Annotated in this window: 20 protein-coding genes; 7 read left to right on the top strand and 13 right to left on the bottom strand. The window is 51.6% G+C overall.

Going from position 1 to position 22788, the window contains the following annotated elements:
• The first annotated feature begins 34 nt into the window (after nt 1–34).
• Entirely contained in the window at nt 35–1630 is a 1596-nt protein-coding gene (locus EVJ24_RS08990) for a diguanylate cyclase domain-containing protein (RefSeq protein WP_131441054.1), read from the top strand.
• A 36-nt stretch (nt 1631–1666) separates the two neighbouring features.
• Here EVJ24_RS08990 and odhB read toward each other — a convergent pair whose 3' ends face one another.
• Together odhB and EVJ24_RS09000 are read right to left on the bottom strand one after the other, a co-directional pair.
• Nucleotides 1667–2938: a 2-oxoglutarate dehydrogenase complex dihydrolipoyllysine-residue succinyltransferase gene (odhB, locus tag EVJ24_RS08995; RefSeq protein ID WP_071399284.1), complete on the bottom strand. Its 1272-nt coding sequence runs from the start codon at nt 2936–2938 to the stop codon at nt 1667–1669.
• A gap of 18 nt (nt 2939–2956) precedes the next feature.
• Nucleotides 2957–5803, bottom strand: coding sequence for a 2-oxoglutarate dehydrogenase E1 component (locus tag EVJ24_RS09000; RefSeq protein ID WP_131441055.1), 2847 nt, complete (start codon nt 5801–5803; stop codon nt 2957–2959).
• A 334-nt stretch (nt 5804–6137) separates the two neighbouring features.
• Here EVJ24_RS09000 and EVJ24_RS09005 point away from each other — a divergent pair, with 334 nt between their 5' ends.
• The 3 genes from EVJ24_RS09005 (at nt 6138) to EVJ24_RS09015 (ending at nt 8114) form a co-directional block, all read left to right on the top strand.
• A complete protein-coding gene (locus tag EVJ24_RS09005) occupies nt 6138–7070 on the top strand; it encodes an ABC transporter ATP-binding protein (RefSeq protein ID WP_071399282.1) in 933 nt (310 codons plus the stop codon).
• Nucleotides 7048–7785, top strand: coding sequence for an ABC transporter permease subunit (locus EVJ24_RS09010; protein ID WP_070327797.1), 738 nt, complete (start codon nt 7048–7050; stop codon nt 7783–7785). Before EVJ24_RS09005 ends, EVJ24_RS09010 begins: the two co-directional genes overlap by 23 nt.
• Before the next feature lie 134 nt (nt 7786–7919).
• Complete coding sequence (locus tag EVJ24_RS09015; RefSeq protein ID WP_236633421.1) at nt 7920–8114, top strand: hypothetical protein; 195 nt, start codon at nt 7920–7922, stop codon at nt 8112–8114.
• A 34-nt stretch (nt 8115–8148) separates the two neighbouring features.
• On the opposite strand, the gene EVJ24_RS09020 is transcribed toward EVJ24_RS09015, so the two are convergent.
• The 7 genes from EVJ24_RS09020 to EVJ24_RS09050 all read right to left on the bottom strand — a co-directional run bounded on the left by EVJ24_RS09020 (nt 8149) and on the right by EVJ24_RS09050 (nt 15762).
• The gene (locus tag EVJ24_RS09020; protein ID WP_131441057.1) at nt 8149–9414 is read right to left on the bottom strand and encodes an MFS transporter; all 1266 of its coding nucleotides are present in this window, start codon (nt 9412–9414) and stop codon (nt 8149–8151) included.
• Nucleotides 9415–9468: 54 nt separating this feature from the next.
• Nucleotides 9469–10086 (bottom strand): class I SAM-dependent methyltransferase, encoded by a 618-nt coding sequence (locus EVJ24_RS09025; protein WP_131441058.1) that lies wholly within the window; start codon nt 10084–10086, stop codon nt 9469–9471.
• 57 nt (nt 10087–10143) lie between these two features.
• Entirely contained in the window at nt 10144–10557 is a 414-nt protein-coding gene (locus EVJ24_RS09030; protein ID WP_070327803.1) for a universal stress protein, read from the bottom strand.
• Between the two features lie 15 nt (nt 10558–10572).
• Nucleotides 10573–12054, bottom strand: a complete 1482-nt coding sequence (locus EVJ24_RS09035) for a SulP family inorganic anion transporter (protein ID WP_131441059.1) — start codon at nt 12052–12054, stop codon at nt 10573–10575.
• A gap of 401 nt (nt 12055–12455) precedes the next feature.
• Complete coding sequence (locus EVJ24_RS09040) at nt 12456–14363, bottom strand: LTA synthase family protein (RefSeq protein ID WP_131441060.1); 1908 nt, start codon at nt 14361–14363, stop codon at nt 12456–12458.
• Nucleotides 14364–14569: 206 nt separating this feature from the next.
• Nucleotides 14570–15349, bottom strand: a complete 780-nt coding sequence (locus tag EVJ24_RS09045; RefSeq protein ID WP_016508199.1) for a sulfite exporter TauE/SafE family protein — start codon at nt 15347–15349, stop codon at nt 14570–14572.
• A gap of 41 nt (nt 15350–15390) precedes the next feature.
• Complete coding sequence (locus EVJ24_RS09050; RefSeq protein ID WP_236637610.1) at nt 15391–15762, bottom strand: rhodanese-like domain-containing protein; 372 nt, start codon at nt 15760–15762, stop codon at nt 15391–15393.
• Nucleotides 15763–15876: 114 nt separating this feature from the next.
• On the opposite strand from EVJ24_RS09050, the gene EVJ24_RS09055 reads away from it, so the two are divergent.
• The 3 genes from EVJ24_RS09055 (at nt 15877) to EVJ24_RS09065 (ending at nt 18829) form a co-directional block, all read left to right on the top strand.
• A complete protein-coding gene (locus EVJ24_RS09055) occupies nt 15877–16173 on the top strand; it encodes a rhodanese-like domain-containing protein (RefSeq protein ID WP_131441061.1) in 297 nt (98 codons plus the stop codon).
• Nucleotides 16174–16240: 67 nt separating this feature from the next.
• Nucleotides 16241–17641 (top strand): MBL fold metallo-hydrolase, encoded by a 1401-nt coding sequence (locus tag EVJ24_RS09060; protein WP_131441062.1) that lies wholly within the window; start codon nt 16241–16243, stop codon nt 17639–17641.
• 63 nt (nt 17642–17704) lie between these two features.
• Nucleotides 17705–18829 (top strand): redoxin domain-containing protein, encoded by a 1125-nt coding sequence (locus EVJ24_RS09065; protein WP_131441063.1) that lies wholly within the window; start codon nt 17705–17707, stop codon nt 18827–18829.
• Between the two features lie 98 nt (nt 18830–18927).
• On the opposite strand, the gene EVJ24_RS15585 is transcribed toward EVJ24_RS09065, so the two are convergent.
• From EVJ24_RS15585 to EVJ24_RS09085, 4 genes are all read right to left on the bottom strand, one after another.
• Nucleotides 18928–19377, bottom strand: a complete 450-nt coding sequence (locus EVJ24_RS15585; protein ID WP_131441074.1) for a YrvL family regulatory protein — start codon at nt 19375–19377, stop codon at nt 18928–18930.
• A 63-nt stretch (nt 19378–19440) separates the two neighbouring features.
• Nucleotides 19441–20190, bottom strand: a complete 750-nt coding sequence (gene nfsA / locus EVJ24_RS09075) for an oxygen-insensitive NADPH nitroreductase (protein ID WP_131441064.1) — start codon at nt 20188–20190, stop codon at nt 19441–19443.
• Nucleotides 20191–20334: 144 nt separating this feature from the next.
• A complete protein-coding gene (locus tag EVJ24_RS09080) occupies nt 20335–21804 on the bottom strand; it encodes a catalase (protein WP_131441065.1) in 1470 nt (489 codons plus the stop codon).
• Nucleotides 21805–21917: 113 nt separating this feature from the next.
• Nucleotides 21918–22505: a hypothetical protein gene (locus EVJ24_RS09085; RefSeq protein WP_131441066.1), complete on the bottom strand. Its 588-nt coding sequence runs from the start codon at nt 22503–22505 to the stop codon at nt 21918–21920.
• Nucleotides 22506–22788 lie beyond the last annotated feature (283 nt).

Here is a 22788-nt window from a genome sequence, read left to right on the forward strand (position 1 = left end):
ATAAAGTGGATGTTTATTGTAGGAGGAATACTTCATGAAATCGTTCTCGATGCGCCTCGGGTTAATCTTGGGGCTCAGCATTGCCAGTCTCGTCTTTATTCTAACACTCGCTTTAACATATACGATCAGCGAGCGGTCGGCCGCGTCGCTTGAACGAGAGATCGGGGAACGTCTGTCGACGACATCGCACCAACTCGTCGATAAGCTCGACTTTTATATGTGGTCGCGCTATCAGGAAGTCCAATTGCTCCAAGGACTCGACGCCTTGACCGAACCGCGCGAAAGCCGGGCCCTTCTCGATGAAGTCCAAACGAACATCCCTGCTTTCTCGTGGATGGGGGTGACCGATGCGTCTGGGACTGTCACCGCCTCGACGGACGGGATTTTAGAAGGGATGTCGATCGCCGAACGTCCCGTCTTCTCGGAAGCGCAACAACAACCGTTCATCGGGGACGTCCACGAGGCCGTTCTCCTCGCTGAAAAGCTCCCAAATCCGAGTGGAGAACCTCTCCAGTTCGTCGACATCAGCGTTCCGATCATGCGCGACGGTGAGTTTAAAGGCGTCTTGGCGACCCACCTGAGCTGGGAATGGGGAGATGAAATGCTCCAACACTTTAACCGCACGTTGCACCATCACTCGGACTATACCGACATGTTCGTCGTCAGCGGACGTGACAACACCGTGTTGCTCGGGCCCGATCATCTCGTCGGGACACCGCTGCCGACGACGTTCAATGACGGTTGGCACGTCGAGACGTGGGAAGATGGAAAGTCATACTTGACCGGTGTCGCTATCGGGGAAGGTTACGACGACTACGCTGGTCTCGGCTGGAGTGTCGTCGTCCGGCAACCGATCGACGTGGCGTTCGCCCCCGTTACGTCGCTGCAAAACAACATCTTATGGATCGGTCTCGTCGCTTCGATCGTGACCGCCCTGCTCGGTTGGCTGCTCGCCTTGTTTGTGACGCGGCCATTACAAAAAATCACCGAGACGGCGACGCTCATGAAGCAAGGGAAAGTGAAAACGTTCCCGCATCAGTCCGGTATCCGTGAGATCGAGTCGCTCGCGTTCGCCCTTGAGTCACTCGTCACGTCGCTGACCAATTCAGAGACAGAACGGATCCGCTTCGAATCACTCGCCAACCACGATGTATTGACCGGTCTCGCCAACCGGACGTCGCTCCGTCAGTACTTGAATGATGCACAACTGACAACGAACGACTATATCTGCTTCTATATCGACCTTGACGGCTTTAAAGCAGTCAACGATACGTACGGGCACGCGTCGGGCGACGAAGTGTTGGTCGAGATCGCCGACCGGCTGAAGCAACTGCCTCTCGAAGGGCTATACCCGGTCCGATTGAGCGGAGATGAGTTCTTCCTTCTGTTCGAACGAAACAACCAAAGTGACCGCGACGTCCAGCAGATCGGGGAAGATGTCATCGCCGCGTTGTCCGCGCCCGTATCGTTTGACGGCGGGACGGCTGCTGTCGGTGTGAGTATCGGCGCTGCGCTCTGGCGTTCGAACACGCCGCCGCATCTTACCATCGAACGGGCCGACCAAGCGCTCTACCGCTCGAAAGCGAGCGGCAAGAACCAGATCACGCTCGATGAGACGCTGCTTGCATAAGAAAGGTCCATGTCACTTGCGACATGGACCTGTTTTTTACGCTTCGAACAACAACTGTTCTGGATCTTCAATCATATCTTTGATGTGTTTGAGGAACGTCACGGCCTCACGGCCATCGACGATGCGGTGGTCGTATGAGAGCGCCACGTACATCATCGGACGGTTCTCAATCGTCTCAGCATCGATTGCGATCGGACGAAGTTGAATCGTGTGCATCCCGAGGATGGCGACTTGCGGTCCGTTCAAGATCGGTGTCGATAAGAGTGAACCGAACACGCCGCCGTTCGTGATCGTGAACGTGCCGCCAGTCAGGTCGCTAAGCCCGAGCTTATTGTTGCGGGCCTTGTCGGCAAGATGGATGATATCCTTCTCGATCTCGCCAAAGTTTTTACGGTCCGCTTCCCGGACGACCGGGACGACGAGTCCGTCCGGTGCCGATACGGCGATGCCGATGTCGTAATATTTTTTCAAGACGATCTCGTTACCTTGAATTTCAGCGTTCAAATATGGCATCCGTTTTAGAGCCGCGACGGCCGCTTTCGTGAAGAACGACATGAAGCCCAGTTTGACATCGTTATCTTTAATGAATTTCTCTTGGCGACGTTTCCGGAGCGCCATGACCGCCGTCATATCGATCTCGTTGAACGTCGTGAGCATCGCCGCCGTCTGTTGGACTTCGACGAGACGGCTTGCGATCGTTTGACGACGACGCGTCATCTTGATGCGCTCTTCGTCTTTGCCGCTCGCGACCGATTGTGGTGCCGCAGCCGGTGCTTTCGGTGCTTCTGGCTTTGGAGCCGGTGTTGCGTTGTGGTTCGACACGTCATGGACGTTGATGCGGCCGATCGGGTCGTTCGTCTGAACGGCCGAGAGGTCGATGCCTTTCTCTCGAGCGAGCTTGCGTGCCGCCGGTGTAGCGATCGGGCCTTTACCTGGGCTTGCCACGTGCTCTTCACGCCGCTCGACTTTTTTCGCTTCGCCGACTTCTTCTGTTTTCGTCTCGGCTGGAGCCGGAGCAGCTTCTGTCGCTGCTTCCGTCTTCGTCTTCGTCGCGACGGCCGTGCCGCCGGCTGAACCTGAACTTAAGCGGGCGATGACTTGACCGACTTGGACCGTATCGCCTTCCCCGGCGAGTTGTTCTTCTAACGTTCCTGACTCATCGGCCGGTACTTCGATATTGACTTTGTCTGTCTCGAGCTCGACGATGGCCTCCCCTTTTTCAACGTGGTCGCCTGGCTGCTTGAGCCAAGACGCGACCGTTCCTTCCGTAATGGACTCTGCTAATTCCGGTACTTTAATTTCGATCACAATGAGTTCCCCCTTAACTTATTTACGATCTTTTTGGTATGTGCTCGCTCCAGCCGCACTTGAGACGGCGTCACGGGATAAGGCTTCACGAATGATGCGTGCTTGTTCTTGTTTGTGTGCTGTCGGATTTCCTTCAGCCGGGCTTGACCGGCGACGGCGACCGATGTAACGGACGTTCAGACGGTTCGATGTCACCGCTTCAAGACGCGGCTCGATGTATGTCCAAGCTCCCATGTTTTTCGGTTCTTCTTGTACCCAGACGATTTCTTTGGCGTTCGGGTAGCGACTAATGACGTCGCGAATCTCACGGACCGGGAACGGATAGATTTCTTCGACGCGGATGATGTGGAGGAAGTCGAGTGACTCCTCTGACTTCATCGTCGCTTCTTGCAGATCGATCGCCATCTTCCCTGAACAGAAGACGAGCCGTTCGACTTTGTCCGGCTGTTCGCCAAGACCTGTTTGTTCGACGATTGGACAGAAACTTCCATCTGACAACTCTTCGACCGTTGAGGCTGCAAGCGGATGACGAAGCAGGCTCTTCGGTGTCATGATGATCATCGGACGGATTTTTTCAGTACCGAGCATCTTCGCCTGACGACGCAAGATGTGGAAGTATTGGGCAGCCGTCGACAAATTAGCGACCGTCCAGTTCTTTTCACCGGCGAGCGTCAAATAACGTTCCATCCGCGCGCTCGAGTGCTCCGGACCTTGTCCTTCATAACCGTGCGGCAACAGCATGACGAGACCCGATTTTTGGCCCCATTTCGCACGACCGGCCGAGATGAACTGGTCGAACATGACTTGGGCCGAGTTGGCGAAGTCACCGTACTGCGCTTCCCACAACACGAGCGTGTCTTGTGCGAACACGTTATAGCCGTATTCAAAGCCAAGCACCGAGCCTTCCGAGAGCGGGCTGTTATGCACCGTGAACGAGGCTTTTGCCGTCGACAACTCGTGGAGCGGCGAGAATTTCTTGCCGGTCTCGACATCGTTCAACATGATGTTACGTTGCGCGAACGTCCCGCGCTCTGAATCTTGACCGCTCAACCGGATCGGTGTCCCGTCCGAGATGATCGAGGCGTAGGCGAGCGTCTCGGCATGGCCCCAGTCGATCTTCCCGTTGTCCCCGAACGCGTCACGACGACGGTCGAGTACTTTTTGAAGCTTATGGAACACGCCGAACCCCTCAGGCCATACGAGAAGCTCATCGTTCAACTGCTGTAACAAGTCGCGTTCGACTGCCGTATCGACGTACGGGAATCCTTTATGGACCGCTTCCGGCAAGACGATGTCGGCATCTTCTTCCTCAGCCGGGACGAGGTCGCGCGCTGACTTCAAGCGATCTTCAATCGATTGCTCGATCTTCGCTTTGTCTTCTTTCGTCATGACGCCTTCAGCTTCGAGAAGATCGGCATAGACGTGACGGACCGATTGATGCTCTTTGATCGCTTTGTACAGAACCGGGTTCGTGTTCATCGGCTCATCCATCTCGTTGTGCCCATAGCGGCGGTAGCCGACCAAGTCGACAAGGATGTCTTTATGGAACTTGGCACGGTATTCGCTACACAATTTCGCGACGGCGACACACGCTTCCGGGTCGTCGGCGTTGACGTGGAAGACCGGGATCTCGTAGCCTTTGGCGATATCGCTCGCATAACGTGTCGAGCGCGAGTCGCTCGGGTCCGTCGTGAAGCCGATCGTATTGTTGGCGATGACGTGGACGGTCCCGGCTGTGCGGTAGCCCGTCAAGTTCGTCATGTTGAGCGTCTCGGCGACGATGCCTTGGCCTGGGAACGCGGCGTCCCCGTGGATCAAGATCGAAGCAGCCTTGTCATCGTGTTGGACCGCCATTCCTTTTGCAGAGCGGTCGTCTTGGGCGGCACGCGTGTAACCTTCGACGATCGAGCCGACGAATTCAAGGTGGCTCGGGTTGTTGGCGAGGTTCAAGCGGACTTCTTTCTTCTCATCTAACACGCGGCGGTCGAGTCCAAGATGGTATTTCACGTCGCCCGACCAGCCGAAGTTGATGCCGATCGAACCTTCTGACGGAATGAGTTCTTTGTTTGGTGCGTGCTGGAACTCGGCAAAGATCATTTCGTACGGTTTACCGAGCACATGGGCGAGGACGTTCAAACGTCCACGGTGTGCCATCCCGATGTTGATATGTTCCGAACCGCTCGAGATGAGCCGTCCGACCATCGCGTCAAGGAGTGGGACCATGCTGTCGAGTCCTTCGATCGAGAAACGTTTTTGTCCGACATACGTCTTATGAAGGAACGATTCGAACAGTTCCGTCTCGGCTAAACGCTCGAACAATTCGAGCTTCTCTTCTTTCGAGTACGCGGCTTTCAATGCGCCTTGCTCGATGCGGCGGCGAATCCAGCGCTTCTCTTCCATGTCATCCAAGTGGCGCAACTCGATGGCGACCGTCCCTGTATAGACGTCGAGTAAATGACGGACGAGTTCAAGTGCGTTCGCGCCGGGCTTCGGTACGTCTTCTGACAACAAATGTGCCGGGATCTGCTCGAGGTCTGACTCGTTCAACCCGTAACGGTCGAACGCAAACAATCCGTGCTCACGCGGATGGTCTTTGAGCGGATAAATATCAGCCGCTTTATGACCGAGCGCCCGGATGTCGTTGACGAGCCGAGTCGCCGCCACGATTTTCTCCAAATCAAATGAAGCGACCGGTGCGACCGGTACCGCTTGATCGGGTGAACCGTTCTCATCAAAGTAACGACGCGTCTCCGCATCGACCGATTCTCTGTCTTCCAAATATTGCTCGTACAATTCAACGATGTAGCCTAAGTTTGGACCATAAAATGTTTGCGATTGCTCGCGACCGTTCGACGACTCTCCCATTGAATAAATCCCCCTGTCCGTTCCTATGCGTCCGATGTGTGAACGCTTTCATTTTTTAAGGCCGCGCGAATCAGTTCATCCATCTGATTCAGGCCGTGAAAAGAGCCAAATCTTGCCTCTTACTCTCTTCTTCATACTACACCTTTCCAGGTCGAAAGACCCTTTCAAATTCACAATTCGTCCATACTAATTCAATAAGTTTTACTTATCGACTAATTGTGACACTTGTCGTTTGATTCAATTGTTTCAAAAAAAGGTGAAACCTTCTTTCAGTCTTGTCGTATACAATGTTAGCAAGATTGGAAATATATCTCAACGAAAGTAAGGTGACAACATGTTATCCGTCCAAAATGTCCACAAAAAACTGGGCCAGACGAACGTTCTGACCAACGTCAGCTTCGAAGTTACACCCGGCGAAATCTTCGGCTTCCTCGGTCCGAACGGTGCCGGAAAGACGACGACGATCCGTATCATCACCGGTCTAATGCCGGCAACGCACGGCTCCGTTACCGTCGACGGGTTCGACGTATCGACCGACCGCCAAGAGGCGCTCAGTCGCATCGGTGCCATCGTCGAAAACCCGGCGTTCTACCCTTACTTGACTGGTCGAGAAAACTTGATCCACGCCAAGAACTTGATCCCCAATTTGAAAAAAGTCGACTTGAACGCCCTCGGGGCACTAGTCGGGCTCGAATCGAAGCTCGACATGAAAGTCAAACAGTACTCGCTCGGGATGAAGCAACGTCTCGGGATCGCCCGTGCTCTCCTCCACAATCCGAAAGTGCTCATTCTCGATGAACCGACGAACGGGCTCGACCCGGCCGGTATCGCCGACCTGCGCAACTACTTACGGCATCTCGCCGAGCACCGCGGCATCGCCATATTGATCTCGAGCCATTTGCTCAGCGAGATGGAACTGATCACGGACCGGTTCGCAATCATCGACCACGGTCAAATCAAATCGGTCCAAGACGGGACGACGCGTGAAGAAGGCGTCATTCTATGTAAAGTATCACGCGAGCAAATGAACGAGGCGCTCGACGTGGCCGCCATGCTGTTTGACGATGTGAAAATCGTTCAGCAATCGGCTGAGACGTTCCTCGTCCCCCGCCCTGAGACGGATATCCCGGTTCTATTGAAACGACTCATCAATCAAGACATCAACGTCTTCCAAATCGGGATGAAGTACGAGACGCTCGAGGATCAATTCCTCAAAGTGACGAAGAAAGAAGGAGGAACGAACAATGCGTTCATTACTAGCCAATGAGTTTATGAAATGGCGGCGCACGATCAAGCCGCTGATCGCCCTCGGCATGTATACCGGGATTATCATTTTAACGTACGTCATCGTCACGAGTGGAAACGAGTCGGGAGATGCGACAACGTTCGTCAACTATGCCACGATGGCCGCGATGACATTCCTCGGCATCTTCACGATCGTGTTCACCGCTGAGATGATCGGGAATGAACTGAAGTTCGACACGTTGAAACACTTGCTCATGAGTCCGTACTCCCGTGACCGGATCTTGCTGTCGAAACTCGTTGCCGCAATCCTGATCATGCTCGCCCAGTTCGTGTTCATCCTTGCTGTGACGTATGGCTTCGCTTTGACGCTTGACGGGAACTTGACGTTCGAGCAGTTCCGCAACGTCTTACTTAGCGTGTCGAGCGGCGTGTTCGTCATCTTCTTGACGCTCATGTTCTCGGTCGTCTTCAAATCGGTCGGTGTCGTCATCGGGTTCACTGTGCTCGCGAACTTCGTCTCGACAATGATCGGCGGCCTCCTCATCGCGTGGAAGCCGGCCATCGCCAAGTGGATCGTCTTTTTGCACACGGACTTGTCTATCTATTACCAAAGCCCCGGCTTCATGGAGACGATGGACGTGACGATTTGGTTCTCGGCGTTTTACGTATTGATCCACATCATCGCCTTCTATATCATCACGGCGTTCATGTTCCGCAGCAAGACGTTTGCGGAATAAATCCGCACCTATCACTCTAGAAATGTGATAAAAGCCTCTGATTGTTGGACACACAATCCCAACATTTCAGAGGCTTTTTGTATCGAATTTCGGCTATGCTAAAGATATGAAGAAATGATGAAGGAAGTGACATGATGTATCTCACAATTGGATTATCGCTAGTCGTCTGTTTGATTGCCCTCGTCTTCACGATCATGGTCGGTCTCGGAAAAGACAAATCAGACTATAGCCAAAAGAAAAGCTGGTCGCTGGTGTCTTGGACGTATATCGTCCTATTCCCGGTCTCATTCGTGGCGCTCGGACTGCTATACTATTTCATCACTCGATGACTCGTTCATCGAGTTTTTTTGTGGTACGTTTTTGTTAATGGAAAAGAGGTGGCCCTCGCACGAGCGTCGGTTTGACGGCGAATGAGGCCGCGAGGATGCCGATGACCGGGAAGACGAGCGAATACCAAATGATCGACTCGTAGTTGCCGAACAAGTCGTAGGCGATCCCGAACGGCAACGGTCCGACCGCCGAGCCAAGTACCATGACCGACGTCGCCAGCCCGCTGATGCTACCGAGCGCGGCCCGACCGAAGTAATACGGCCAAACATAGTTCAAAGCGATGCGCTCAAAGCCGTTGCTGATGCCCCAGATCACTCCGAACAGCATCGCGATTGAGAACGTCGACGTATATTGCAGGATGATCATGAAGATGATCTCAGTCACGAAGATGCCAATCAATACATAATTGATTTTCACGACATCGATGATCCGTCCCGCGATGAACGTCACCGGGAAGCCGAGGATCGCCATCAAGCTCAAAACAATCGCGGCCGTCACCGGTGGTAGGCTCTGCTCTTCAAAGATTGAGATCAAGTGGAACGTGATCGCTGTGTTGACGAGCGCTGGGATGCCGATGCACGACAAGATCAGCCAAAAAGCACGTGTCTTGAGCGCTTCTTGGAACGTGAAATCGACGTCGATATGAATCGGTGTCGTCGATTTGTTGCTCGGATGAGGATTCGTCCCTCCGTCCGGCAACAGTCCGATGTCTTCCGGGCGGTTGCGGACGAAACGATAAGCGAGCGGTGTGAACAAGACGAGCACGAGTAGTCCCCATACTTGCCACGTCGTTTGCCAACCGATCAAACCGACGAGCCAGACGTTGAGCGGCGGAAAGGCGGCCGAGCTCAAGAATCCTCCGATTGCCATATAGCTGAGCGCCTGGCCACGCTTCGTGATGAACCACTGCGGGACGAGAGTGTTCGGGATGAGCGTCATCGATCCTTGCCCGAACAGGCGGAGCATCCAGATGCCGAAGAAGAGCATCGTCAAGTTCGTGACGTAACTGTTGAACAGACAAGCGACCGCCAGCAATATCGAGGCGATGACCATCATCGCCCGTTGCCCAAAGCGGTCGATCAATCGACCGACGAAAAATAAACAGGCGGCCGAGGCGAGCGTCGCGGCCGAATAAACGCTCGATACTTCAGAGCGTGACCAGCCAAAGTCGGTTATGTATTGGTCGATAAAAACTGAGATAAAGTACGTCTGACCGGGGCCTGAGAAAAATACACCGAGGCCCGCGATCATGACCATATACCATCCGTAGTAGGATGGTTTTCGAAGTCTTCGCATCATCTTGCTCCTTTTCCTCTGTTATGTAAGACGATTTCATTTCCATCGCCTTTTCAATTATTTTTTTGTAGCGACAGCGATCCCGATCGGATAATGACGCTCAAGTCGTTTCGGTTCGACGAGCACACCCCGTTGGTAATAGAACTCGGTCGAGGCGAACCGATCGAACAACGCTGTAAACTCTTGTTCTGTAAATTGATGGACGTGAAACGGCTCGTTCGTCGGTTTACCGACTCCTTGACCGAACGGCGTCGACAAGACGAGCGTACCACCCGGTTTAAGCAACTCCCAAACGTTCGCCATGAACGTTTCAAAATCGTCCACATGCTCGATTGTCTCAAAACTGACGATACAGTCGAACGTGCCGAGTTGTTCGGGTAAGGTTCGATCAAGCACATCCCCGACGACATAGGTCACGTTCGGATGATAATATCGGCCTCGTGCATAACGTGTCGTCTCTTCTGATAAATCGAGGGCGACGACCTCATCGACTTGCCCCTTCAAATTTTTCGCAATCAACTGACTCCCATATCCGACACCGCTCGCAAAGTCGAGCACGCGTCCGTCCATGTACAACAATGAAAAATGATAACGGGCAATATGTTCAAGTAACATACCGTTCAGCGGGTCCATTTGATCTGGGATGACCCGTTCTCCCGTATAATTCAATGTCATAAGCTCCTCCTTTTTCTATACAGCAAAAGCGCCACGAAAGTCTCGTGGCGCTTTCTGTTAACGAACGATGATCACAGGTGACAACGAACGTTTAGCAAGCTTGTGGCTGACACTGCCCAATACGAACTCTTGGAACGTATTGAGGCCGCGCGAGCCGACGACCACGAATTCATACGGTTCATGGTTGGCGTAGTTGACGAGTTCAACGTCAGGTTCGCCGCGGAGTTCGATATACTCGTACGAAACGCCCGCTTCGGTGATCGCATCGAAAAACACTTGAAGACGTTGTTTCCGTCTCACTTCAAGATCGATTTTACCCGTCGATTGAAGGGCGCTTTCTTTTGATTCTTTCGGTGACACGACATGGACGACATCGATTGAAGATGATGTCACTTTGGCGAGTTCGACCGCTTTTTGGGTGGCACGCATCGAATGGTCTGAACCATCAATCGCTAGAAAGATTTTACTCATTGTAAGTTCCCCCTCTTAGTGGCCGACGTTCGCATCTTGTTGACGAAGATGGAGCGCCAGCGTGTTCAACAGCTTCTCTGAATCTTTGTTTAAGTTTAACAGTTCTGGTTCGATTCCGACCGTCCGATATTTGAAGACGACTTTATCGATGGCCCCAATGGCCGAATCGTCCCAAAGATGGGTGTTGACGAAGTCGATACTGACTTGTTTCACGTCTGCTTCGACATCTGCTTCGACATCGAACTGGTTGACAAAGTCAGACGTAGACGCGAAGAACAGCTGTCCGTTCACTTCATAGTGTGCACGTTGTCCGTCTTGGCGACGCTTCAGCTCGACACGCGAAATTTTCGCGGCGAAGATGACGGCGGCCGTCACGATTCCGGTGATGACACCGATCGACAAGTCGTGCGTGAGGACGGTCGCAAGTACCGTCGTGACCATGACGAGCGAATCGGTCTTTTGACCTGTCTTGAGCGTTTTCAGTGAGCCCCAGTCGAACGTCGCATAGGCGACGAAGAACATGACACCGACGAGTGCCCCGACTGGAATCAGCATTAAAATGTTACTCATCGTCATGATCATGATGAGGAGCGCAAGTCCTGCCGAGAACGTCGACAAGCGACCACGTGCTCCAGACGAGACGTTGATGACCGATTGTCCGATCATCGCACATCCTGGCATCGCACCGAAGAAACCAGCGATGATGTTGGCGATCCCTTGACCTTTTGATTCACGGTTCTTATTCGAATCTGTACCCGTCATGTCATCGACGATTTGAGCCGTCAATAGCGACTCAATCAAACCGACAAAGGCGAGCGAGAACGAATAAGGCAAGATGATCATAAGTGTCTCGAGTGTGAGCGGGAGGTCCGGCAAGAGGAACATCGGCAGCGTTGCCGTGATCGTCCCCATATCTCCGATCGTTTTCGTCTCAAGTCCCATAAAGAACACGAGCAACGTCATCGCCACGATGGCGACAAGCGGCGCCGGGATTGCTGACGTGATGCGTGGGAAAACAAGGATGATCGCAAGCGATGCTGCAACGATGGCCCACATGATCCACGTCTCGCCTCCAAATTGCGGAAGCTGGGCTTGGAAGATCAAAATGGCAAGGGCGTTAACGAAGCCGACCATAACCGCACGCGGGATGAACTTCATTAAACGAGCTATACCAAGAAAACCAAGCAAGATCTGGATCACACCAGCTAGTATCCCTGCAGCGAGCAAGTACTGAAGTCCATAATCTTTTACGAGATCGACGACAAGGAGTACCATCGCGCCCGTCGCGGCCGAAATCATCGCGGGGCGTCCTCCTGTAATCGAAATGACCATCGCGATGATAAAGGACGCATATAGTCCTACCATCGGGTTTAATCCAGCGATCAGTGAGAAGGCGATTGCCTCCGGAATGAGTGCAAGGGCCACAACGATCCCTGCCATCACTTCAGCACGGGGATTCCCGAGCCATTCTTGTTTTACCGTATTCAATTTTTCCAAATGAACACACCTCTCTATAAAAATTTTTAAATTGATTTCTGACTCTCACAGAAATCAACTTAATCAAATTATAGAAGCCGTATTCACAGTTCGTTCATAACTTCACAACAACTCAGATGTTACCCGAGAATGAGCACGATGACAACCGATGAGCCTCAACTTTTTCCTAGATGTCCGCATGCGGATTCGTTCATTTTTATAAGGATATAACGACACACTTCGTTCTCTCTCTTCACGTCCCCTCGCTGCTCCGGCTTGGTATCCCCCTTCACACCAACCATGTAACCGCTTACCTCACCAACCCTGATTTTCACCAAAGTCGATTCGATTTTGCCGCCGATTTATTTTTCAGACAACAAAAAAAGAGAGAAAAGATTTTTAAAATCTTTTCTCTCGCGTGTTTAGTTATTTTCTTTAAAGCGAAGCAAGTCCGAATAGATGATCTTATCGTTCATCTCAAGCACTTTGTTCGCCTCGTCTTCAAGTGGCGTACATACTTTCGCGTCATCGACGACTTCTCCTGTCTCGGCGTCATAACACGTTGACTGGGTGAACAAATAGTCGCTTGTCACGATCGTACCGTCACGGAAGATGGCGCGATCGTTGCGTTCTGGCGCGAACAAGTCGTTACCGAACCCGATTTGATCAGACGTATCGAACCCGAGCAAATGCTGAATCGTCGGGTTCATATCGACGTGGCTCCCGACCGTCTCGTGGACTTCACCTTTGTCTTGACCAGGCAAGTGAATCGCGAACGGGACTGACTGAAGTTTTGCCACGTCATATGGCGTCAACTCGTCTTTCCCGAGCAAATCGGCCATGGCAGCGTTATGGTTCGTCGAGATGCCGTTATGGTCACCGTAAACGACGAAGATCGTATCGTCCCATGTCCCGTTCTTTTTCAACTCATCAATGAACAACCCGAGGGCGTAGTCTTGATACGCGAGCGCTTGCGGGAAGTTATTGAGCGTTGTCGAGTTCGTCTCGAATTTCGGAACGAGTTCATGGTCCGCACTCGGCATCGTGAACGGGAAATGGTTCGTCAGCGTGATGAACTTCGCGAAGTAAGGTTCCGGCAGTTCTTCGAGCATCGGTACCGACTGTAAGAAGAACTCATCGTCGAGGAGACCCCATTCCGTCATGTTGGCCGGGTCGCCTAAATCGTAGCTCTTCTCATCAAAGAACTCATCGATTCCGATGTTTTGATACATCTGGTCGCGGTTCCAGAACGATTTGTTGTTGGCGTGGAACACCGCCGAATAGTAGTTGTCTTCTTTGATGACACTAGGAAGCGCATCATATTCGTTGTCGGCGTTCGTGAAGTAGACGCCGCCACGCGACAATCCGTACAGCGAGTTGTCGAGCGCGAACTCAGAGTCCGACGTCTTCCCTTGACCGGTCGTATGGTAATAATTCGGCCAGAAGTGAGACTCGTCGATCAACTTGTTCAAGTTCGGCGTGATGTACTCGCCGTTCGAAGCTTTCATATTGTGCGTAAAGCTCTGTGTCGATTCGAGCGAGATGGCGATGACGTTCTTGCCTTTATACTTCCCGAACATGTCCGGGTCCGGCGCCGCATAGTTCTGACGCGTGTAGTTCTCGACTTCATCGAGTTCAGAACCGTCCGCGAGCGCTTTTTGCGCCGATGTCTTCGTTTGAATCATCGCGTCATAGACGTGGAAGTTGAACGTGCCTAAGTTTTTAACAAGCAGTTCACGGTCGAACGAACGCGTCAACAGTTCTGGACGCTCTGTCTCTGCGAGGACAAGGTTAAAGCCGAACACGGCGGCAGCTGCACCGAACGTGAGCAACACGCGGCGTTGCGACGCTTTACCTGTCTCTTTTAGTTTCCAGAGCAAGAACGGAAGCACGACGAGATCTCCTAACAGAAGCAAGTCTTTCCATTCAAGCAACGACAGGAATGACGACGATAACGTCTCTAGGTTCGACGATTGGAACAATAACGGCACAGTCAAGAAGTCAGTGAACTCACGGTAGTAGGTCGTATCCGCAAACAAGATGAGCGAGGACACCGTGTAAAGACCGTATAATGCCCACTTCCGTTTATTGCCTCCGAAGAAGAAACTAAAGGCAAACAAGAACAACGTGAAACTTAACGGGTTGATGAACAGAATGAACGCTTGGACCGCGTTCTCAGGTGGCATGTTAAAGAAGAACTGATACGCAATCAGTGACTTCGTCCATAACAGGATCGTAAACATCCAAAACAGGCGATGCGTCCGGAACGAGTCGCTTGCCGCGTGGCGGAACCGCTCTAATTTCCCTTTCGATTGATTCGTGTGATTCATTCAAACACTCCTTAGGTCATTTTCATATGGTAAGTTAGTGCGTCGACTAACAAACGTACAGACGTATAAAGAGTATTTTAACGTTCTTTTGAACTTAATTCAACTTTTTGACGTTTACAATGCTACACAAACTTAACATTTTTATTGCAATCTTCATCTAAAAAAGGCTATCGAGTGAACTCGATAGCTTTTGAAACACGATTCATTTAGCCGATGATGTCCATCCAGATTTTGACCGTACTCGCTAAAATGAGCAACGCCAAAATCATCTGGAGCGACTTCGTCTTCATATTTTTCCCGATGTTAGCCCCGATCGGTGCCGCAATCAAACTCGCGATAATCATGACGAAGGCCGGCTCCCAGACGATTTGGTCGGTGATGATCTTACCTGCTGTCGACCCGATCGATGAGATGAACGTGATCGCAAGCGAACTCGCGATTGCCATCTTCGTCGGGATACGGAGCACGACGAGCATGATCGGCATCAAGATGAACGCTCCAGCCGCTCCGACAATCCCGGCTGCGATCCCGACGATAAACGCCGAACTGGCCGCGATCAGTTTATTGAACGTGACTTGGTCGAGCGGCAAATCTTCGACGTTCGCTTTCGGCAAGAACATCATGATCGTCGCAATCGTCGCGAGGACCGCATAGACGACGTTGATCAAGTTCTCCGACAACAGCGTCGAGCCGTAGCCCCCGATGAAACTTCCGATCAAGACGGCGACACCCATATAAAGGATGAGTTGTTTATTCAAATAGCCGCCTTTACGATACGCATAAATCCCACCGATCGTCGCAAAGAACACTTGAATCGCGCTGATTCCAGATACTTCGTGGGCGCTGAACGCCGCGAAGCCAAGAAGCGGCGGAATGTACAACAACATCGGATATTTGATGATTGATCCGCCGATCCCGACCATTCCTGAGATGAATGATCCGATAAAGCCAATCAAAAAGATTGTGATGATAAACTCTAACTCCATACTAGCTCCTCCAGTTTCCTACCCTATTAGATAAGTAAGTTTTATTTTTGTTCCCAAGCGATCATACCGCCTGAGACGTCATAAATTTCCGTATAACCTCGATCCTGCAACAACTCGGCCGCCTGGGCGCTTCGATTGCCACTGCGGCAAATGATATAGATCGGTTCATCTTTCGCATAAGGTAATTTGGTTTCATTTAATGAAGAAAGTGGTGCGTTCACCGCTCCTTCAATATGCCCCCCCTCGTATTCATCTAGTTCACGGACGTCCAATAAGGTTATTTCTTCGTTTTCCAATCTGTTTTGTAGTGTTTCGACGTCAATTTGGGTGATTCCATCCTCTTTCGAAGTGAAAACTACGATTCCGACAGTCACAATCACTAAAATCGTTAAGATAATCGTTAATTTACGCAATTTTTGACCTCCAATTCTTTTCCTTGCATTGAGTATACCTTAGGGGGTATATTAAAAACAACGAAAGTTACTCACTTTAAACATAACTTGATTAGAAAAGGGGATTAACACCACATGAAGACGATTACGACGACTGAATTAGAAACATTGCTAAGCACGGATGAAACGCTCAACTTGATCGACGTTCGTGAAACGGATGAATTTGCAGGCGGACATATCAAACAAGCGAAAAACTTACCGTTGTCTGAATTCAGTGCGAAAGTCGATGAGCTCGACCGCACGAAACCGATTCATGTCATCTGTGCGGCAGGCGGACGCAGCATGAACGCGTCAGCTTACCTCGACTCACTCGGCTTTGACGTCATCAACGTCGACGGCGGCATGATGAGCTGGACAGGCGAAACGGTTTAATCACTTCTTAATATAAAGCAGCACGACAACTAACGTTTACAGTCAACTATTCTAGGGGGTATATCATATGTTATTACGTTATTTCTATGATCAAAAATTAGCACAGGCATCTTACATGGTCGGTTGCCAAATGACCGGCGAAGCGGTCGTCATCGACCCGGCTCGCAACATCACACCGTACTTGCAAGAAGCTGAAAAAGAAGGCATGACGATCGTCGCGACGGCTGAGACACACATCCACGCCGATTTCGTCTCAGGTTCGCTCGAACTTGCGAAACGCACTGGCTCGACAGCCTACTTGTCAGATGAAGGTGACGCGTCATGGAAATACGCGTTCGCGAAAGACATCGACTCGAAACTCGTCAAAGACGGCGACACGTTCAAAGTCGGTAACGTCACGCTCGAAGTCATGCACACACCAGGCCACACACCAGAACACCTCTCGTTCTTGCTCTATGACCGCAACCAAACGCAACCGATGGGTATTTTCACAGGCGACTTCGTCTTCGTCGGCGATATCGGACGCCCTGACCTGCTCGAAGAAGCCGCCGGCGTGAAAGGAACGACGGCCATCGGTGCCGAGCAAATGTTCCACTCGCTCAACAAGTTCAAGGCTCTCCCTGACTTCGTTCAAGTCTGGCCTGGTCATGGTGCCGGCAGCGCTTGCGGGAAAGCGCTCGGCGCGATCCCAACGTCAACGGTCGGTTATGAGAAAGCGACGAACTGGGCGCTCCAAATGACGGACAAAGACGCATTCATCAAAGAGTTGACGACGGACCAACCAGAACCGCCGAACTACTTCGCAATGATGAAAAAAGTGAACAAAGAAGGCATCCAAGTGACGAACGAGATCGCTCGTCCGGAAGTCGTCGGCACGGACCGTCTCGACACACTCGTCGAAGCGACACAAGTCGTCGACACACGTCGAGGCGAAGACTTCGCGCAAGGTCACGTCCCTGGGACGATCAACATCCCTTACAACACAAAATTCGTCTCATGGGCCGGCTGGCTCGTGAACTTCGACAAAGACATCACGCTCATCGCGAGCGCGGAAGACGTCGAAGAAGTGCAGACAGACCTTCAATCGATCGGTCTTGACCGTCTCCGCTTCATCGTCCCTGTCGAAGAGCTCGGTCAAGAACTATTGACAGAAACGTACACGGACGTGACGGCTGAACAAGCGATCGAATCAGCTGAGAAGAACGACGTGTTCGTCCTTGACGTCCGCAACGCGACAGAATGGAACGCAAGTCACTATGAGAAAGCAGAGCGCATCTTGCTCGGTAAACTCATGCGTGACCACGACGGTCTACCGACAGACAAGACGATCGCCGTCCACTGTGCGTCAGGCGTCCGTTCACGTATGGCCGCGAGCGTCCTTCAATCGCTCGGCTACAAGGATATTCAAAACATCCTCGGTGGCTATGCCGCGATGAAGACCGTCCTCAACGCAGAACAAATCGGCTAATGCTATACTAAAAACAAAGAAAGCGCCCACTCGTTTGGGCGCTTTTTCTCTAGGAGGGATATCGTGTTTGCAATCGGTCCACTGAACGTCCGACTCGACCTGCTCGTCTTCATGGTCAGTCTGCTCGGTCTCTACATCGGCTTCAAAAAAATCGGCTTAACGGAAAAAGACCGCGACGCCGTCCTCGGGACGTGGTTCGCCGGGTTTCTTGCCTGGAAACTGAGCGCCATCATCATCGGCCTCGCTTCGACCGGCAGTTTGGCGCTATCGCTGTACGCGACGGGCGGCATCTGGTCGATCCTCGTCGCCATTGCAACGATCGGATTTTTCGTCTTCCGACTTGCTCCCGGGCTTCGGGGCTATTGGCTATTTTCAGCCCTACTTTTATGGTTCGGTGTGACGATCGTCGTGCCGAAGTACGGAACGCTCCCATTGCTTTCATCGCCGCAGCCTCTCCATTTATACCTGGCTTTCCTCATCGCCTTATTACTCGTCGCAACGTGGCGCTGGATGCGGATACCCACGCTCGGGGCACAACTCTGGACCTTAGTCGGGGCGTTGGCGATTTGGTCGATCGGAACTTATGTGACCGGCACGTTCGAATGGTGGGGGCTAATCCTGCTCATCGTGCTCTTCGCCATCGCCATATACGTGGCGCGACCGTCTCAAAAGGCGATCCAATATGGGCTCGGGCTCGTCGTCCTGCTCGCGATCATCAACGCGAGCTTACCGGACGAGACACCAACGCTCGTTGCCGACTCGTCTCAAGCGGCAGGACTGAACATCGGTCAAGTTCCGCCGAATTTCGAATTGAAACGAACGGACGAGACGACGCTTAACTTAGAAGACTTACGCGGGCAGCGTGTCGTCGTCAACTTTTGGGCGTCATGGTGCCCACCGTGCCGGGCCGAGATGCCAGACATGGCCAAGTTTGCCCGCGAGCAAGATGACGTGACGATCGTTGCCGTCAACACGACGACGAGTGAACGTGACGTCGACGAGGCGCGGTCGTTCGTCGAGCCTTATGAAGACGCGTTCCAAGTCGTCTACGATGAGGACGGTGCCGTCGGGAACGCCTACCGGATCCAAGCGATGCCGACGACGTATGTGCTCGATGAAAATGGTGTCATCACAGCCAAACAGTTCGGGGCGATTGACCACGCTTGGCTCAATGCCCATACAAATTGAAAACGAAGGAGCAGCTTTCTCTCGATTGAGATTAGCCGCTCCTTTGTTCGTCTCGAATTGTTTCCTATGACGGGCACCATGCTTCTCTCGTCTGAAACTCAATTGATTCTTTTTTTGTAGTCTTCAAATTCTTTCGATCCTCTCTTTGGAGGTCCAGGATCATTTTGAATGGATAGCCAACCTACTAGACCGATAACAAGGGAGAAAACAAGAATCCCGAGTTGAGAAATCGACACCGATGCCATCAATCGGTCGATGATGTGCAGTATGATATATGTACTCGCGATGTGCAGAAACAGGGCTAACACCCCTGTATGGGATGGGATGATATCGAGAGTAGTCAACGCCTTCAAGCATGCAGATAGAAACAAGTTGGTCGGGATTTCAGAAATTCCATATACGATGAGGAAGAGTAGCAGACTCCACAACGATTCATACTGTAGACCAAGTATCTTCAAAATTAGAAATTCGAAAGATATAAAGACAATCAGTATAGTTGAAACGATCAATATACAGATTAATAGAGATTTAGTTCCTTTAATTGTGATTGTCTCCCTTCATTTTTAAGACGACGTATCCCCCAAACTGAAAACCGCCTCCCGGCGGTTTTCTTATTGCTTCAAATAGCCTTGTGTCTTCAAGAAGTCTTTCACATCGAGTCGTGTCGGTTTCGACAACATCCGTCCCATCTGTCCGGTCCATGTGTCACTCCGTTGGTTCGACCCGCGTGCTGCGTAGTAATCGTGAATCGTCATGTCATAAGCTGTGAGCTCTTGCTTCAGTTGATTCGGATCGGCATCGTACGTGTTCTCATGATAGATATGCTCGAGTGGGAGCCGCGGTTTTTGATCCTCGACGTGCGCCGGGACACCGACCGCGAGCCCGAACAGCGGCAACACCCGCTCCGGCAAACCGAGCAACTCTTTGACCGCCGACATATCATTGCGGATCCCGCCTATGTAACAAATGCCTAACCCCATCGATTCGGCAGCGACGACGGCATTCTGTGACGCGAGCGTGGCGTCGATGACGGCGACGAGCAACTTCTCATCGGTCTCGAGCGTCGGATTGACGGCGGCTTCTTGCAGTTGCCCGATCAGTTCGTGCCGGTAAAGGTCAGCACAAAAGACGAAGAAATGACCGTTGTCGACGACGTACTGTTGATTGCCAGCGATTTCTGCGAGACGGGCCTTTTTGTCAGGATCGGTCACGCCGATGATCGAATACGCCTGGATGAAGCTCGACGTCGAGGCGCGCTGGGCACTCTCGACGATGAGACGGATTTGTTCTTCCGTGAGCGTCTCGTCCGTGAACGAACGGACGGAGCGATGGTTCAGTAATGTTTCGATAACTTGATTCATGTAACTTCCCCCTTTTTTTCTTATCTTGGCATACGGGAAGACTCCCGACAATTTTGGAGGCTTTCATTCACGTTTGCACTTCGTAGAGTATCCACGGTAAACAAAAAAACAGAGATACGGTTAGGTATCTCTGTTGCTGATGATTTATTCCGTCACTTGACTCAAGAACGGCGTGATATCGACGTTCAACTCTTTCGAGAGGCGTTCCCCGAGGTCACGGTCAGCACGATAGAAGTTGCAGATCAAGAGAAGGACTGTCTTCTCATGACGGACTTCTTTAATGTGGGCGACCAAGTTACGCACGAGACCATCTTTCTCGTCTTGCGAGTAGCGGCGGTACACTTCACCCGCTTGCCCGAAGTCGTTCGTCTTCTCGATTTTCTGACGACCCGTTACTCCTGAAATCGGTTGCTCGGTTTCGATATAAGCCGCATCCGGTTTCGGTGTGTCCTCGTAACGGTTCGGCTCGTAGTTGACCGGACTCGTCTGTTGTTTGAACGGCATTGCGCCGTCACGTTGGTTGTTCGACACTTGTGCGAACGGGCAGTTGATCGGGAGTTGGAGATAGTTCGCTCCGATCCGGTAGCGTTGCGTGTCTGAGTATGAGAACAGACGACCTTGCAGCATCTTGTCTTCAGACGGTTGAATCCCAGGGACGAGCACGCCCGGGTTGAACCCGACCGATTCCGTCTCGGCGAAGAAGTTGTCGACGTTCTTATTGAGCGTCATCGTGCCGACGAGTTGATACGGGATGATGTCTTCGAACCAGTCTTTCGTCGCATCGAGCGGGTCGAAGTCGAAGTTGTCCATATCGGCCGGATCGAGGATTTGGACGTAAAGGTCCCATTCCGGGAAGTCGCCTTCTTCGATCGCGTTGAACAAGTCGCGCGTCGCATGGTTGAAGTCTTCCGCTTGCACTTTGGCCGCTTCGTCCATCGACAAGTTTTTAATGCCTTGCTTCGGAACCCAACGGAGCTTTATGTACACCGTGTTCCCAAATTCGTTTACCCATTTGAACGAATGGACCGATGAACCGCGCATGTGACGGTACGACGCCGGGATGCCTTCATCACTGAACAAGTGCACGAGCATGCTCGTCGATTCCGGTGTGAGCGACATGAAGTCGAAGAAACGGTCCGGGTCTTGAAGGTTCGTCCGTGGGTCCGGTTTGAGCGAGTGGATCACGTCTGGGAACTTGATCGCATCACGGATGAAGAAGACCGGCAAGTTGTTTCCGACGAAGTCGTAGTTCCCTTCTTCGGTGTAGAACTTGACTGAGAATCCACGCGGGTCACGAAGCGTTTCCGGTGAACCGAGACCGTGGATGACCGTCGAGAAGCGGGCAAAAATTGGTGTTTCTTGACCAACTTCTTGCAAGAACTTGGCTTTCGTATATCGTTTCATGCTATTTTTAACTTTGAAGACACCGTGTGCTCCGGCACCACGGGCATGAACGACCCGCTCCGGCACGCGCTCACGGTCAAAGTGGGCGAGTTTCTCAATTAGCTGATAATCTTCGAGAAGCGTTGGGCCGCGGCGGCCGGCTGTGATGGAGTTGGCGTTGTCCCCGATTGGAACGCCTTGGTTAGTAGTTAGATGACGATGTTGATCCATATTGTTGCCTCCTCTTAATAATCATTATTACTAAATTAATAATATTAAAAGATAATAATTATTACAAATAAAACGCTCGAGACGTCTCGAGCGTTTTGTAAGCGCTATTATTTTTAGGTGGTTCCATTCTTCTTTTTAATCTGCTCTTTCCGATGGATTTCTGTCACCAATAAGGCAGCGATGATCCCTCCGAGCGATCCGGCAATTATATCAACCATCGTGTCATCGTTCCCGTTCCCTTGCATCGTCGTCTGCAACACAATGTCTGACGTGAACTCATACATCTCCCATAACGCCGCGCCCGCCATCGAGAAGACGACGATGTAAACGAAGAGAAAGCGCTTCGGCATCTCGAGCCGTGTGTCTTCATCGAGACGACTAAAGAAGTCAAAACCAAGAAACGCCAAAAATATCCCGCTCAACACGTGCAAAAACGTGTCCCACCATCCATTGCTGTATAATCCGACGATCGAACCCAAATATTGCGAGGCGAACAGGAAAATAATATAGGCGATTTTCATCTTGGCATCGAACTCGGTTTTAAATATCTTCTCCAACATGAACGGAATCAGTCCCGAGACGATCCCCGCCCCGGCGACACTCGCGTTAAACCACGCTCCTTGAATGATGGACGTGATGAGAATAATCCCCATGAACAAGACGAATCCGAATTCTAACAGTCGTCCTCGTGTCAGCTTCATGATACGTGCCTTCTTTCTGTAAAATGTCTCTACGGACTTATTCCCATTTCCGCGTCTCATCGAACAAATACATACATTTTTCCATATGACAAAGACCCCATCGCTTTGATATGCTCCCCAATAGGTAGACAGATGAAATAACAAATCTGTTTATCAATTGGGGAGTGTTTTTTTATGGCGAGAAGTCGGCATTCGATTGAACAAAAACTGAGTGCACTACGTATGCTGGAAGAAGGAACATGCACCTGGAAGGAAATCGAGGAGGCTCATGACGTCTCTATGG

It is taken from the genome of Exiguobacterium sp. SH1S21, assembly GCF_004337175.1.
Taxonomy (GTDB): Bacteria; Bacillota; Bacilli; order Exiguobacteriales; family Exiguobacteriaceae; genus Exiguobacterium; species Exiguobacterium aurantiacum_A.